Genomic DNA, 13,447 nt, shown 5'->3' on the forward strand with positions numbered 1-13,447 from the left:
TGCTACTCCTGCTCGGCGGCCAACAGTGACTTGAGTTCGGCATCCAGCCGTTGCAGTGCCCCAGCCTTGTCTACCCACCAATCGGTGGACCAGAGCCGCACCAAGTGCCACCCCAAGCCTCGGAGAATCTCCCCGCGCACCTTGTCGCGGTCCCGGGCCGTGGCGGCGCTGTGATAGGTAGCACCGTCGCACTCCACCCCAGCCAGGTAATCCCCAGGGCGCTGCGGGTGTACTACCCCCAGGTCGATGCGGAAGCGTGATACCCCCACCTGCGGCACCACGGTCCAGCCCAGGCTGCGTAACCCTTGGGCCACGGCTTCTTCAAACGGCGAGTCATAGCCCCCGACGGAACCGCGTACCGCACCGGCCAAGGCTTTAGGGCCGCGCTGGGCGAATTCGATAAAGTGCTTCAGGTCTGCGACCGCGCGGGCGCTGGTGCGATTGAGGTCGATCATCGAAGGGTCGAACGACGAGAACACCAGCATTTCCCGTCTCGAACGGGTAATGGCTACGTTCAGCCGGCGCCAGCCGCCTTCCTTGTTGAGGGGACCGAAGTTCATGGACATTACCGGGGCGCCCGGCTCGGTCGGCCCGTAGCCGATGCTGAGCATGATCAGGTCCCGCTCGTCCCCCTGCACGGTCTCCAGGTTTTTCACCACCACCGGCTCGGCCCGCCCTTCTTCCTGGAAGAAGGGTTCGATCTCGGGGTGTTGTTTGCGGGCCGCATCGAGCAGGTCATTGATCAGCTTCTGCTGGTCACTGTTCAAGGTGATGATGCCAATGGAATACCCAGCCGCCACAAACCCAGGGTCCGTCAGGCGCTTTACGGTTTCATCCACGATCGCTTGGGCTTCGGCATGGTTGAAGCGGCCTTTGCCCTTAGCATAGACGCCTTCTACCCGACGCCAGCCCACGGCACTGGCGCGGGTTTCGGCTGCCGGGAACGTGATCAGGTTGCTGTCGTAGTAGCGGTGGTTGGAGAACGCAATCAGGCTTTCGTGGCGGCTGCGGTAGTGCCAGCTCAGGCTGTGGCTGGGCACCCCGGCCCCCAGGCATTCGTCCAGGATGCTTTCCATGTCTTCGCCGGTGTCTTCCTCGCCCGCGTTGGCGCCCCGGTTGAAGAAGTTGGTGGGTGGCATCTGCCGGGGGTCCCCAGCGATCACCACCTGGGTGCCACGGGCGATAGAACCGATGGCGTCCCAGGGTGCGATCTGCGACGCTTCGTCGAAAATCACCAGGTCGAACGGCGGTTGATCCGGCGGTAGGAACTGGGCAATGGACAATGGGCTCATGAGCATGCACGGCGCCAGGCGGTTGAACGCGTCACCCATTTCAACGGCCAGTTGGCGCACGGGCTTGTGCCGTCGGGACTTCTGCAGCTCATGCTTGAGCACCGCAAAACCGCCTTCTCGGCCACTGTCGTTTTTCGAGGGGATGGTCCCGCACAGGCGGGCCCGGATGTACCGTACGCTCAAGGCGGCCAATTCATCGTCCAACTGGCTGAACCGCGCAATGTCGCTCAGGTGCTCGGCGGCCACAAAGTCGCGTAGCAGAGGCTCGGCATCGATACCCTCGGAGGCGAACCAATGGGCATAGGCGGTGGTGAAGGTGTCCACGCAGCTTGAGGCGGTCACCGCGCCACTGACCACCGCCTCGGCCAAGGGGCCGAGCCCTGCTTCGCGGGCCTCATCCCGCACCCGGCACCAGTCACACCAGGCTTTGAGCCGCGCGGGCTGGCGCTCAATGGCAGTGGCGGCCTCGCGCCGCGCCTGGGCGGGCAACGGTGCCGAGTCGCCTACGCCGATCAGGCGGATGAACTGGCTACTGACGTGAGCCTCGTAGGCAGCCGCCTGTTCCAGTGCCGTGGTGGCGGCTGCCACCTGGCCGTCGGGCCCCAACAGTTCGTTAGCCTCCACCACCAGCCGGGCCACGGCAGCGCGCAGGTCAATCAGGTGATCCGGCGAGCCTGCCAAGGCGCTGAGCTGGCGACGAATGCCCTCGGCCAATTCCCGCGCCCGCGCCATGCGGGGCCGATCGCTGGCAACGCCCCTCCAGCCCGGTACGCCTTGAAGGTCAGTGTCCAGTTGATCCAGCTCGGCCATCAGGTCGCGCATGCGTTCAAGGGTGTCCAGGTCCTTGGGCGTGTCAGGCGTGCCGGTGGCGCCGCCCAGGCTGGCCAATTGCTGGGTCACCTTGTTTTTGGCCAGCGTGGCGAAGAACCAGAATTTTCCCTCGGCCGCTTTCCAGGCCTCTTTCAAGCTGTCGAAAGGTAACCGGCGACAGGCGTCATCGGCATACGGTACCGACAGTGCCTGGCGCAGCTGCTCATAACGGTCGATCAATGGCTGTGCGTGGTCGATGGCAGCCAGCCGGGCCGGCGTGTCAGGCGAAAAAGCGAAACTCAGGTTCAGCCCATGGGCTTTGAGTAGCAGGCGAGCCAGCACACCCAAGCCTTGGGCCTGGACCGTGTCCGCCGCTGCCAGTGGCAAGCGCGTCAAGGCCAGCACCTGCTCGGCCGTGGCCTGAAGGGTATCCAGCACCTTAGGCACTTCTGAGGCGATCGCGGCCAGCTCAGCCTGCCAGCCGTTGGACCATTGGCTGTTGGCCACGGCCCCAAACTCTGCGGCCAAGGTGACGGCGGCGTCTGCGTTGAGCCCCAGCCGGCGGGCAAGATCCAGCAGGTGCTGGTAGCGGGCAGCGTCATGCACAGTGCCAACGGGCCACGTCAAACGAGGCATCGCGGGGGTGTGATCTCGCACCACACGGCCGATGGCCTGGTGCAGCGACAGCCCATTGGGGTGCCGCTGGTGCAGGACGGCCACGCGCGCGTTCAACTGTCCGCGCAGCACCTGCACCTTGTAGGCTTCGCGCTCCCACGCCTCGCTGGTCAGGGCTTCCCGGGTATCCCAGGCGCGCTCCAACTGCTTGAGCACCTCCACCTTCGAGACCTTGCTGGAGTGCAGCTCCAGGCAAAACTCACCCAGCCCCTTGGCTTCCAGCCGCCTGTAGACCACATCCAGCGCAGCGCGCTTCTCGGCCACGAACAGCACCCTGCGCCCCAGGGCCAGGTTGTGGGCAATCATGTTGGCGATGGTCTGGGATTTGCCCGTACCTGGAGGGCCGTCCAGCACAAAGCTGTGGCCACTGGCCGACGCCACCACGGCGGCCAACTGGGAGGAATCCGCTGGCAGGGGGGTGAACACCTGGGAAGGCGGCACGGTAGCGTCCAGGCGCTCGGGCCGTGGGAACGGGTGAGCCGGGCCGCCCCCCTCGCCTTGGCTGTCTCGATTGAGCAGGTGCCGGACCAGCGGGCTTTGCAACAACTGCTCACTATTGGCGGACAGGTCTTGCCACATCAAGTATTTGGCAAAAGAGAACGTTCCCAGCACCACGTCGGTGCTGACCTCGAACCCCGTGACGTCTCGAACCGCACGCCGCACCAGGTTCCAGATGCCCAGTACGTCGATGCCGTGCTCGTCCATGGGCAGGCCGTTTTCCAGGCCGGGAATGGTCAGCTCAAAGTCGTGGCGCAGCAGTTCCAGCAGGGTCAGGTTAAGCTGAGGTTCCTCATCCAGCACGGCCAGGGTCACCCCCGACAGGGCACTTTTGCGCTCCAGCTTCACAGGTAGCAGAATCAGAGGCGCCGAATAAGTTTTGGGGTCCTCAGCGCTTTTTTTCCATTTCAAAAAACCCAAGGCCAGGAACAGGGTATTGGCACCGCCCTCTTCCAGGTCGCCACGGGCCTTGCGGTACAGGTCGATCAGGCTGGCTTCGAGCCGCGCCTTGTCCAGGTTGGCCAACACCTCGCCACGCCCTAAGGCAGCCTGGGCGACCTCATCGAGCAGGCTTTGCTGGTGCTGGCGCTCATACAAGGCCGGGTCACGCCCGCTGCTTTCCAAGTCTGGCACTGGCACGATACGTAACCGCTGGCCACCGGCCAGGGCGTCTTCCAGGGCAGCGGGCTCCGAGCACAGCAGGCGTACGCCTTTGGCACTGTCGGGCAAGTGCAACAGGCGGTTGCGCGTTGTCAGGTCCAGCAGCTTGCGCTGCCAGAGGGTCAACGTGCCGGCAGGGCCCTCGGGTGCCTGGGGAATGTCCACGTCAAAACCCGGCAGCGCTGGCGCGGCCTCAAGGCTGTCCACAAGGCCGGGTGCTTCGGGTGCGTCAGGCAGCGGCAAGGCACTGGCCAAGGCCAGCGGCCGAATTTTCTGCATGCGCGCCCGGTGCAGGTCCAGGGCCATGAGAAAGTGATCATCCGTCAACTGCCGTTCGCCGGCCTGTACTGCCGTGGAGAAGGCCGGCGGTGGCATGTGGGTGGCCAAGGTGGTCTCGAAGACCACCAGCTCCTTGAGGTCCACGCGCTTGCGCACGGCGGTGGCATCGTCGGTCAGCAGTTGGGAGAATTCCTGGGGTTGCAGCCAGGCCCCTACCAAGGCATGCCCCTTGGCCAGAATGACCAAGGCATTCAGGCCGGCCTGCTCCAGGGCTGCGGCGAACAGCAAGGCCGTGTCCAGGCAGGTGGCCATGCCGTTTTCAAACACCTGCCCAGGGGCCCGGATTTTCTGGCCTTGGTCCTCGAAACTGGCCGGGGGCAAGGCATAGCTCAAGCGCAGGCTGCAGACGGCTGACCACAGGGCTGAGACCACTTCCCACACTCGGGTACGGGACTTGCCCTCATAGCCGTCGATGGCGTCTTTCTTACCCGCCCGGCGCAGGATGTCCGAAGCGGCCTTAAGCAGGCGATCCACGGCCGGGTCGTTGGGCAAGCAGAAGGCAGCCAGCAACTCGGGCATGGCGTTCAGCCCACCCCAGGCCATGCGTGCCAGCAGCTCCACGGGGTAGCGTTGCTCGGCCAGCACCTGTTCGCCTTGGGCAAGGCGCAGGATCACGTGCGCCTGCAGGCTTTCACTCAGTTCGGCCAGCACCCCGGCGTGAAGGTGAATGTCCCGGTCCGCCACCGACAGGGTGTCGCCGGGTTCCAGCCGCGCCAGGTGCCAACTGCGGGGTTCTGAAAAGGGTGGGTCGGTTACCAGGCTGAGGGTCAGGTCGCTCAGGGCCTCGGGACCTTCGTGCAGTACGGCCAGCTCACGTAGCACTGGCACGGCATTCTGGTGGAACGCAAAGCCGACCTTTCGGGCAACCACTGCCTCGATCCTGGGGTGCATGGGGTAAACTCCTCGAACACAGATCCCTCGCCGATGAACGGGCGAGGGAAAAAGTGCCTATAGTCCACGACACACCCCTGTACAGACAAACAGTTTATGCGCTGGCACGCATGAAACCTGAGGCGTGCGCAGTAGCGCTGCAGCCGATGCGTAGCTGTTAGCTGTAGCCACTGATGGTATGCGGCACATAGGGCGCTTCGAGGCGTTCCCGCTCGTCCTGCGTCAGTACCAGGTCCAGTGCAGTGACGGCATCGTTAAGCTGAGCCACCTTGGAGGCCCCCACGATGGGTGCAGATACGCCAGGCTTGCCCAGCACCCACGCCAGTGCCACCTGGGCCATGGGCACGCCCCGCTCGCCTGCAATCTGCTCGACCACATCGATCACGTGGCCATCCAAGGCTTCGGCACCCTTATAGAACGACTGCCCGGACAGGTCGGTGCGCATGCGTTCGGTCTCTTGCCCGTTCGGCCGAGTCAGGCGGCCACGGGCCAGGGGGCTCCAAGGGATCAGCCCTACGCCTTGGTCCTGGCACAGGGGCAGCATCTCACGCTCCTCTTCCCGGTACAGCAGGTTAAGGTGATTCTGCATGGACACGAAGCGGCTCCACCCGTGCTCCTTAGCCACTTGCTGCGCTTTGGCGAACTGCCAGGCAAACATGGACGACGCACCGATGTACCGGGCCTTACCGGCCTTCACCACATCGTGCAGGGCTTCCATGGTTTCTTCGATAGGCGTGTGATAGTCCCAACGGTGGATCTGGTACAGGTCCACATAGTCCATGCCCAGGCGGGTGAGGCTGGCGTCGATATTGGCCATGATGGCCTTACGTGACAGCCCCTGTTCGTTCGGGCGTGAACCTCCCCCCAGCATGCTGGCAGAGAAGAAGACCTTGGTGGCCACTACCACTTCATCACGGCGCGTGAATTCCTTCAGCAGCTTGCCCAGGATGGTCTCGGAGGTGCCTGCCGAGTAGCTGTTGGCGGTATCGAAAAAGTTGATACCGTGCTCCACCGCCTGCTTCACGATAGGCCGGCTGGCCGCTTCATCCAGTGTCCAGGCATGAGTGCCCGCATCAGGCTCGCCAAACGTCATGCACCCCAGGCAGAGGCGCGAGATGTCTAGGCCGGTTGTTCCTAGTTTGGTCATGTTCATGATGGGCTCCTGGTCTCAAAGCCTTGGACCTTACCTCACCTGGCTTAAACGCACCATGAAAGCGCTCAATGGCGCCGAAGCCATCAGCGTATAACAATCGCTGTTCAAACCTTGTACAAAATGCCCCGCATTGGTCGATATCTGTACAAAACGTACCTCTCATCCGCCATGGTGATCGACACTCACCTCACAGTGTCAGAACTTTGACAATTATGGATGCGATCAGCCATGCAAAAAGATAATGCTGCCCCGCTGTGCCGGGACATACTGATCGTCGAGGACGAACCTACGTTGCGTGAGATCATGGTGCTTGCCTTGGAAGACCTGGGCGCGCGCGTGGTGGCTGTGGAAACGGCGGATCAAGGGCTCACGGCTATCTCTGCGATGCGGCCTGACCTGCTGGTAACCGATGTGCAAACGCCCGGCAAGCTCGACGGCTGGGAGCTGGCCTGGCTCATTCACGACTATGACCCTGACATCGCCGTGATCGTGACCAGCGGTTTCCATGCCAGGGGCAACGACCCGCTGCCGCCCAGCGCTGCCTTCCTGCCCAAGCCCTGGACACTCGACCACCTGTACGCCATCGTGCAGACCAAGATCCGCGAGCACCTCAAGCACAACTGACGCCAGGTCAGTAAGCTCGTTGTTGCAAGTCCACAAACAAAGCTTCGACTTTCTGCCGCGCCCAGGGAGTTTTGCGCAGGAAAGCGAGGCTGGACTTCACGCTGGGGTCATGTTTGAAACACCGGACGTCCACCTGGGCCGCTAGCCCCTCCCACCCGTAGTGGCCTACCAGTTCATTGAGCAGCCGTTCAAGGGTAATGCCGTGCAGCGGGTTGGTGTTCGAGGACAGGGTCATAAGGTGCCAATGGTTTTAGTTTAAAAGCCCGGTAGCTTAGTGCAGTTGGGAGATAACAGCTAACCCGTGCCGGGCAAATGCGAAGGCGCCCATCCTGAAGGGCGACGTTAGACACGTGCACCGTCTGGCACGGGGCGTGCGTTCAGGTATTATCTGGGTCGACCCTTGTGGAGCCGTGTGAACCAGGGCTGCACAAGGATCGGTTTCAAGTATAGAAAACCGTATGGATCAACCGGTCTAAGGCACCCTATGCCAGGCCCATTCGTGATGGATCAAGAGGTAAGGCGGCAATGATCGAACCCCATGTGTACAAAGATGTAATGGCCTCCTTCCCCTCCGGAGTAACCGTGGTTACCACGCTGGACAGCGACGGTGAACTGGTTGGCATTACCGCCAGTGCCTTCAGCGCTCTGTCGCTGGACCCTGCCCTAGTATTGTTCTGCCCCAATTACTCCTCTAATACCTACCCGGTACTGGTGCAAAGCAAACGGTTCGCCATCCACTTGCTGTCTGGCGAGCAACAGGCCCATGCCTACGCGTTTGCCAGCAAGGACAAGGACAAAGCACGCCAGTTGCCCTGGACCTTGAGCGCTTTGGGCAACCCATTGCTTGAGGGGGCCACGGCCATTATCGAGTGCGAGCTGTGGCGTGAATACGAAGGCGGTGACCATGCCATCATCGTTGGGGAGGTGAAGAACCTGATCCTGCCCAGCGAACCGGTCACCCCCATGATCTACCACCGCGGAAAAATGGGTACCCTGCCCGCTTTCAATTGAAGTACCAGGCCGCGTACTCGGCCGTCCTGGGCAGCGGGCTGAACGCCAAGGTCGAACCTGCCGCCCCGCCCCAGGGCCATCGCCCTGGCTTGGTAACCAGCACTACCAGTGCTTATTACCAAGGTAAAGGTTTGCAGCAGGATTGTGAACGGTGTCTCACAACAGGCCACATCCGGGGTTAAAGCAATCGCACAGGGCGACGATAACTAGGGCATAGGTTCTCCGGGCCATTTCCAAACAGCCAGGGCCGGAAGCCGTACTCCACAATCGACCCTGAGGTTTGCACCATGTCGTTGACCGTTAACACCAACATCGCTTCCTTGACCGTTCAGAACAACCTGAACAAGGCTTCGTCTGCCACTGCAACCTCGATGACTCGCCTGTCCTCGGGTCTGAAAATCAACAGCGCCAAAGACGACGCTGCTGGCCTGCAGATCGCTACCCGCCTGACCACCCAGATCAAAGGCCTGACCGTCGCCACCAAGAACGCCAACGACGCCACCTCGATCGCCCAGACCGCTGAAGGCGCGCTCCAGGAAACCACCAGCATTCTGCAGCGTATGCGTGAACTGGCTGTTCAGTCCCGCAACGACTCCAACAGCTCGGCTGACCGTACCGCCCTGCAGTCCGAATTCGGCCAGATGAGCGACGAACTGACCCGTATCTCCACCTCTACCACCTTCGGTACAGGCATGAAGCTGCTGGACGGTTCCGCTTCCGCCCTGCAGTTCCAGGTAGGCGCCATGACCGGTTCCGACCAGCACATCGACCTGGGCATCAGCCTGGACGCATCGGCCTCTGGCCTGGGTGTAGCCTCGGTTGCCATCACCGGTTCGGACGTCAGCGCTGCGCACACCGCCATCGACTCGGCCATCACCGCCATCGACGCCGCACTGAACTCTGTGAACAACACCCGTGCTGACCTGGGTGCCAAGCAGAACCGTCTGGAAAGCACCATCAGCAACATCAGCAACATCATCGAAAACGCCACGGCTTCTCGCTCTACCATCCAGGACGTGGACTTCGCCGCTGAAACCGCTGAGCTGACCAAGCAGCAAACCCTGCAACAGGCTTCCACCGCGATCCTGTCCCAGGCTAATCAGATCCCGTCGTCTGTACTGAAACTGCTTCAGTAAGACCGACTCGGCTGGAAACAAAAAGGGTACGCCACGGCGTACCCTTTTTGCGTTGCAGTTCAGTGTTCAGGTTCGTCCGCTTCGCGAACTCCTACAGTAAGCCGGTGCCGGTCTTGATTGCTGTAGGACCGGGTGTAGCCGAAGGCGGAGACCGGGAACAGGTCGCTGCGGTACAGCGGCTGGCAACGCTTAATCAGCTTTACCGTCATTAAAGGTTTTCTCAGCCTCATCGACAGCTGACTCAGCAGGCTGATCGCCCCCTTTGTCATCGGTACTCACGCCCTCCTTCTCCGACAGCAGTTCCTTGTCACTGTATGCGCCGCCCGGGCCTGGGTAGGGGCTGGCTTTGCCATTGTCGTCTTTTACCATGGTGTTTCTCCCATTCAGTATTCAAGAACGCCTATGCGTTCTCATGGGAGGCCAGCAGAGCCACAGAGTGCCCTAAGGAAGATAAGCGGTTCGCAGAACATTAGTCGCCCCATTGCTGAAACGCTTCATCAGCGTTATAAAAAGCGCCTACAACACTAAAAAAGGCACCTCTCATGAAACCCCTCCACCTGCTTGCAGCACTTGGCACGCTGGCCATGACTTCCCACGCCCTGGCGCGGGACTATGTGCTGCTGGACACTGACAAACCTGCTGAACCGTTCAAGATCACCAGTGCTGAACTCGGGGCCAAGACCCCAGCGCCCTTCACCATCACCGTGCGTACTCTGCACGGCGGCCGGCAGGAAGGGGTCAGTGTGATCGACATCGACAACGGCAAGATGAAGCTGTCAGTGGTGCCTACACGCGGCATGAACGTGCTGAACGCTTCGGTTGGCACGGTGCGCATGGGCTGGGATTCTCCCGTCAAGGAGGTGGTAAACCCTGCCTTTATCGAACTCACCGGGCGTGACGGCTTGGGCTGGCTGGGGGGGTTCAATGAGCTGGTCGCACGCTGTGGCTATGAGTGGGTAGGCCACCCTGGCGTGGACAATGGCGAAATGCTGACCCTCCATGGTCGGGCGGCTAACATTCCTGCCAGCCGCGTGACGCTGCACATTGACGACACGCCGCCCTACGCCATTCACCTACGCGGCGAACTGAAAGAGCAGGCCTTCAAGAAGGTGGATTTCACCGTGGCCACCGAGCTGGTGACGGTGCCGGGCAGTGCCCGCTTTGACCTCAACGATGTGCTCACCAACAACGGCGACTACCCTAAGGAATACCAGGCGCTGTACCACAGCAATTTCAGCACGCCGTTCCTGGAAGAAGGTGCGCGTTTCGTGGCGCCAGTCAAGCAAGTTTCGCCGTTCAACGACAAGGCCAAAGGGGACCTCAGCACCTGGGACACCTACCGCGCGCCCACACGCGACTATGACGAGACCGTGTACAACGTGGTGCCCTACGCCGACGACAAGGGCCAGACCCTGACCGTGCTGCACAACAAGGCCGGCAGCCTGGGCGTGGCCGTAGGCTTCAACACCCAGACGCTTCCCGTATTCTCCCTTTGGAAAAACACCGACACCCAGGGCCAGGGCTATGTCACCGGCCTGGAGCCCGGCACCAGCTTCTCCTACAACCGTCGCTACCAGCGCCCGTTGAACCTTGTGCCCAAGATCGGCCCCAAGGAAACCCGCCAGTTCAGCATCAGCTACAGCCTGTTGGCAGATAAGCCAGCGGTGGACCAGGCCGTCGAATCGGTGAAGCGCATTCAGAATGGGCGCAACACTGAGGTACGTGACACGCCGCTGGTGGATTTGAAGCAATAGGGTTGAGCGGTAAGCGGCAAGCGTCCGGCGAACTCACCTTCCTAACTCCAGCTTTAAGGACCATGGCGCTTCTTGAATCCGGGGCGACGATTTCCACTTTTTTTAGGTGGGGATTCTGGAGGTGTGTTCGGTGGACACTTAAGGTGGAGGTACGGCAGCGTTCATCCCATGGGATGAGGGCGGTTAGCAGAAAGCTACTCATCAGCCTGCATCAGTTCCAGAGTGATATTATCTGGCCCGGTTACATATACAACCAGCGTTCCCTTGCGTGGGCCTGCGGGAATCGGTTGAGGCTTACCTCTTGCTTGCCAGCCCGCTTGCTCAATGCGTTCGATTACAACGTGTATGTCTTGCACGCTCAATGCCAAGTGCGCTGAGCCAATCGCTGATGCCGTAGGTGGGGTGATACCGTGGCGGTCACCCTGCGAATATTCTAGCAATTCTACCCGGCTGCCATCTGGGCCTTTAACTATCGCCGTTCGCACCTTCGGGTCGGCGGTGCCGGTGACTTGCAGAATGAATTGGCCACCCATTTCCGACTGACGTTCAAGCATGAACCCAAGTCCAATTGTCCAAAAGCGAATGGCTTCTTCTAATGAGCTGACTGCGAAGCCCATATGATCGACGGCATGCACCATCTGGTTAGCGTTCATCAAATGATCCTTTAAAGGTTTTGGGGTTAGAGCTTCGTTGGCGTATGGAGATCCCCGCGATCACCCTAATTACGGATTTTAGAAAATGTGTTCGCTGGCCGCTTACGGTAAGCGGTAAGCGGCAAGACGGGCTCGCGAGCCTGGGTTTACTGGCTGCTTGAAGCTTGGTACTCCCTGGGGGTGCAGCCGAACTCGCGGCGGAACACGGTATGCAGGTACTGCGGCGATTTGAAGCCGCAGGCCTGGGCGATATCGGCGATGGCCACCCCCGCTTCTGCCAACCCCTTGGAAGCAGCGGCCAGCTTGAAGCGCAGTATCTCGTCATGGACACTGCGCCCTCGCTCGCGCTTGAAGTGCGCCTCCAATGACGAACGAGAAACCCCTACATACCCGGCCACTTGCGCGGTCTTGATGCCTTGGCAGGCGTACTGGCGAATGAAGTGCAGGGCCTGCATCACATAGGCATTGCCCAGCGGCTGGTGCAGGCTGGACGCCTGAACGTTGATGGCTTCTGGCGGCACCAGCACCTGCGTACCCGCCGAGGGCACGCCATGCAACATCTGGTGCAGCAGCTTCGCCGCGGTACGGCCCATGGCTTCCGTGCCTTGAATCACCGAACTCAAGGGCACACGTGTGAGGGTACGGGTGAGCGGGTCGTTGTCGATGCCGATCAACGCCACCTGCTCCGGCACTGCAATGCCTGCCGTAAGGCAAGCCTGCAACAATTGCCGCGCACGGGCATCGCTGACGGCAATGATGCCGATGGGTTTAGGCAGGCTATGCAGCCAGGCAATTTGTTGCTCCACGGCACTGTTCCACAGCGGCGCGCTGGTACCTAGCCCCCGGTACACCTCCACCGGCAGGCCATCACGCTGCATCAACTGGCGAAAGGCAACTTCGCGCTCCTGAGCCCAGCGGTTGGCCTGTGCCTCGGGCAGGCTGAAACAGGCAAAGCGCGTAAGCCCTGCCTCGATCAAGTGGTCATAGGCCAGCTTGATAAGCGCGGCATTATCGGTGGCCACGTAGGGAATGTGCCTGGGATAGGCGCGTGTGTCCTGATACGAGCCGCCCACGGCCACCACGGGCAGCTTGATGCCGCTCAACGCCTCGCCAATCAGGGGGTCGTCGAAATCCGCGATGATCCCATCCCCCTGCCAGCGCTCGATGCCACGCAGGCGGCACAGAAAATCCTCTTCCAGAAACAGATCCCAGGACGCCCGGGTGCTGCTCAGGTAATTGCCAATGCCGGTGATGATGCCGCGGTCGTAGATCTTGCCGCCATTGAACAACAGCGCGATACGGTGAACAGGAGGCACGGTTTTCATTGTTGTTGTCCAGTGCAAAGGGGCTGTAGACAGGCTAAGGCATGTCGCAGGAAATGCCCAATAACAATAGATTCGAAACGACCACCTTAAATTAGCTAAGCAAACGACTAAGCTGTGGCCCTCTGAAGGAGAACGATTCATGCCAATCGCCACCTATGGTATTAACGCTGCGAAGACGCGCCTTTCTCAGTTGGTCGAAGACGCACTTGCAGGAAAGGAGGTAATCATTTCGCGTAATGGGCAGCCTGTTGTCCGCCTTGAGGTGATTGGGGATGCCGCCCCTTTTAAACCTCGCATTGGCGGCTTGCAAGGGCGGACTTTTAGTGAGGTCGCTTTTGAAGCAATGGATGCTGAGATAGCTGACCTCTTTGAGAAAAAAGTGTGAAGTTTATTTCTGTTGGATAGCTTAACGGCGTCACGGGAGATTAAGTATCCTTCCTAACCGGCCACCCTACTCCCAATAATTGTCATTACACGCTCACTGAGCTGATCGTTTATGCAGAGTGGAAAGTCAAGGAGACCTAAGCTTGTATCGATGACATCAAGATGATATTTTTATGGCTGTGATGCTGTAACTCCTGGCCCATAATTTAAAGCGATAGCGCTTTAAACTGGTCTGAGAATTC

12 protein-coding genes are annotated in these 13,447 nt (G+C 60.6%); 5 read left to right on the forward strand and 7 right to left on the reverse strand.

All coding sequences use genetic code 11. The features are described from left to right. Positions 1 to 2 precede the first annotated feature (2 nt). The gene (gene proA, locus ACSAMW_RS03945; protein WP_500592763.1) at positions 3 to 5,165 is read right to left on the reverse strand and encodes an anti-phage protein ProA; all 5,163 of its coding nucleotides are present in this window, start codon (positions 5,163 to 5,165) and stop codon (positions 3 to 5) included. 157 nt (positions 5,166 to 5,322) lie between these two features. Next, on the reverse strand, positions 5,323 to 6,318 hold the full coding sequence (locus ACSAMW_RS03950) for an aldo/keto reductase (RefSeq protein WP_500592764.1): 996 nt from the start codon (positions 6,316 to 6,318) through the stop codon (positions 5,323 to 5,325). 228 nt (positions 6,319 to 6,546) lie between these two features. Here ACSAMW_RS03950 and ACSAMW_RS03955 point away from each other — a divergent pair, with 228 nt between their 5' ends. Next, positions 6,547 to 6,942, forward strand: coding sequence for a response regulator (locus tag ACSAMW_RS03955; protein WP_500592765.1), 396 nt, complete (start codon positions 6,547 to 6,549; stop codon positions 6,940 to 6,942). Between the two features lie 7 nt (positions 6,943 to 6,949). On the opposite strand, the gene ACSAMW_RS03960 is transcribed toward ACSAMW_RS03955, so the two are convergent. Next, positions 6,950 to 7,177 carry a VF530 family protein gene (locus tag ACSAMW_RS03960; RefSeq protein ID WP_500592766.1) on the reverse strand — a complete coding sequence of 76 codons (228 nt, stop codon included), beginning with the start codon at positions 7,175 to 7,177 and terminating at the stop codon, positions 6,950 to 6,952. Between the two features lie 290 nt (positions 7,178 to 7,467). Between ACSAMW_RS03960 and ACSAMW_RS03965 the strand changes: the two genes are divergently transcribed. Both ACSAMW_RS03965 and ACSAMW_RS03970 read left to right on the forward strand, forming a co-directional pair. After that, positions 7,468 to 7,953 carry a flavin reductase family protein gene (locus ACSAMW_RS03965; protein ID WP_500592767.1) on the forward strand — a complete coding sequence of 162 codons (486 nt, stop codon included), beginning with the start codon at positions 7,468 to 7,470 and terminating at the stop codon, positions 7,951 to 7,953. Between the two features lie 287 nt (positions 7,954 to 8,240). Beyond that, a complete protein-coding gene (locus tag ACSAMW_RS03970; protein WP_500592556.1) occupies positions 8,241 to 9,089 on the forward strand; it encodes a flagellin domain-containing protein in 849 nt (282 codons plus the stop codon). Positions 9,090 to 9,148: 59 nt separating this feature from the next. Here ACSAMW_RS03970 and ACSAMW_RS03975 read toward each other — a convergent pair whose 3' ends face one another. Together ACSAMW_RS03975 and ACSAMW_RS03980 are read right to left on the reverse strand one after the other, a co-directional pair. Continuing rightward, complete coding sequence (locus tag ACSAMW_RS03975; RefSeq protein ID WP_500592768.1) at positions 9,149 to 9,298, reverse strand: hypothetical protein; 150 nt, start codon at positions 9,296 to 9,298, stop codon at positions 9,149 to 9,151. Further along, positions 9,279 to 9,458, reverse strand: a complete 180-nt coding sequence (locus ACSAMW_RS03980; RefSeq protein ID WP_500592769.1) for a hypothetical protein — start codon at positions 9,456 to 9,458, stop codon at positions 9,279 to 9,281. The genes ACSAMW_RS03975 and ACSAMW_RS03980 overlap by 20 nt, the downstream gene beginning before the upstream one ends. 173 nt (positions 9,459 to 9,631) lie before the next feature. Here ACSAMW_RS03980 and ACSAMW_RS03985 point away from each other — a divergent pair, with 173 nt between their 5' ends. Then, positions 9,632 to 10,843 carry an aldose 1-epimerase family protein gene (locus tag ACSAMW_RS03985; protein ID WP_500592770.1) on the forward strand — a complete coding sequence of 404 codons (1,212 nt, stop codon included), beginning with the start codon at positions 9,632 to 9,634 and terminating at the stop codon, positions 10,841 to 10,843. 194 nt (positions 10,844 to 11,037) lie between these two features. On the opposite strand, the gene ACSAMW_RS03990 is transcribed toward ACSAMW_RS03985, so the two are convergent. Both ACSAMW_RS03990 and ACSAMW_RS03995 read right to left on the reverse strand, forming a co-directional pair. Further along, the gene (locus tag ACSAMW_RS03990) at positions 11,038 to 11,496 is read right to left on the reverse strand and encodes a VOC family protein (protein WP_500592771.1); all 459 of its coding nucleotides are present in this window, start codon (positions 11,494 to 11,496) and stop codon (positions 11,038 to 11,040) included. Positions 11,497 to 11,642: 146 nt separating this feature from the next. Beyond that, positions 11,643 to 12,821 carry a XylR family transcriptional regulator gene (locus ACSAMW_RS03995; RefSeq protein WP_500592772.1) on the reverse strand — a complete coding sequence of 393 codons (1,179 nt, stop codon included), beginning with the start codon at positions 12,819 to 12,821 and terminating at the stop codon, positions 11,643 to 11,645. A gap of 139 nt (positions 12,822 to 12,960) precedes the next feature. Between ACSAMW_RS03995 and ACSAMW_RS04000 the strand changes: the two genes are divergently transcribed. Next, positions 12,961 to 13,206, forward strand: a complete 246-nt coding sequence (locus ACSAMW_RS04000; RefSeq protein ID WP_500592773.1) for a type II toxin-antitoxin system Phd/YefM family antitoxin — start codon at positions 12,961 to 12,963, stop codon at positions 13,204 to 13,206. Positions 13,207 to 13,447: the final 241 nt, after the last annotated feature.

It is taken from the genome of Pseudomonas sp. AB39(2026) (genome assembly GCF_059831485.1).

Excerpts from the sequence above, each read along its gene's own strand:
- proA (WP_500592763.1), bottom strand. The coding sequence starts at position 5,165 with ATGCACCCCAGGATCGAGGCAGTGGTTGCCCGAAAGGTCGGCTTTGCG.
- ACSAMW_RS03950 (WP_500592764.1), bottom strand. The coding sequence starts at position 6,318 with ATGAACATGACCAAACTAGGAACAACCGGCCTAGACATCTCGCGCCTC.
- ACSAMW_RS03955 (WP_500592765.1), top strand. The coding sequence starts at position 6,547 with ATGCAAAAAGATAATGCTGCCCCGCTGTGCCGGGACATACTGATCGTC.
- ACSAMW_RS03960 (WP_500592766.1), bottom strand. The coding sequence starts at position 7,177 with ATGACCCTGTCCTCGAACACCAACCCGCTGCACGGCATTACCCTTGAA.
- ACSAMW_RS03965 (WP_500592767.1), top strand. The coding sequence starts at position 7,468 with ATGATCGAACCCCATGTGTACAAAGATGTAATGGCCTCCTTCCCCTCC.
- ACSAMW_RS03970 (WP_500592556.1), top strand. The coding sequence starts at position 8,241 with ATGTCGTTGACCGTTAACACCAACATCGCTTCCTTGACCGTTCAGAAC.
- ACSAMW_RS03975 (WP_500592768.1), bottom strand. The coding sequence starts at position 9,298 with ATGACGGTAAAGCTGATTAAGCGTTGCCAGCCGCTGTACCGCAGCGAC.
- ACSAMW_RS03980 (WP_500592769.1), bottom strand. The coding sequence starts at position 9,458 with ATGGTAAAAGACGACAATGGCAAAGCCAGCCCCTACCCAGGCCCGGGC.
- ACSAMW_RS03985 (WP_500592770.1), top strand. The coding sequence starts at position 9,632 with ATGAAACCCCTCCACCTGCTTGCAGCACTTGGCACGCTGGCCATGACT.
- ACSAMW_RS03990 (WP_500592771.1), bottom strand. The coding sequence starts at position 11,496 with ATGAACGCTAACCAGATGGTGCATGCCGTCGATCATATGGGCTTCGCA.
- ACSAMW_RS03995 (WP_500592772.1), bottom strand. The coding sequence starts at position 12,821 with ATGAAAACCGTGCCTCCTGTTCACCGTATCGCGCTGTTGTTCAATGGC.
- ACSAMW_RS04000 (WP_500592773.1), top strand. The coding sequence starts at position 12,961 with ATGCCAATCGCCACCTATGGTATTAACGCTGCGAAGACGCGCCTTTCT.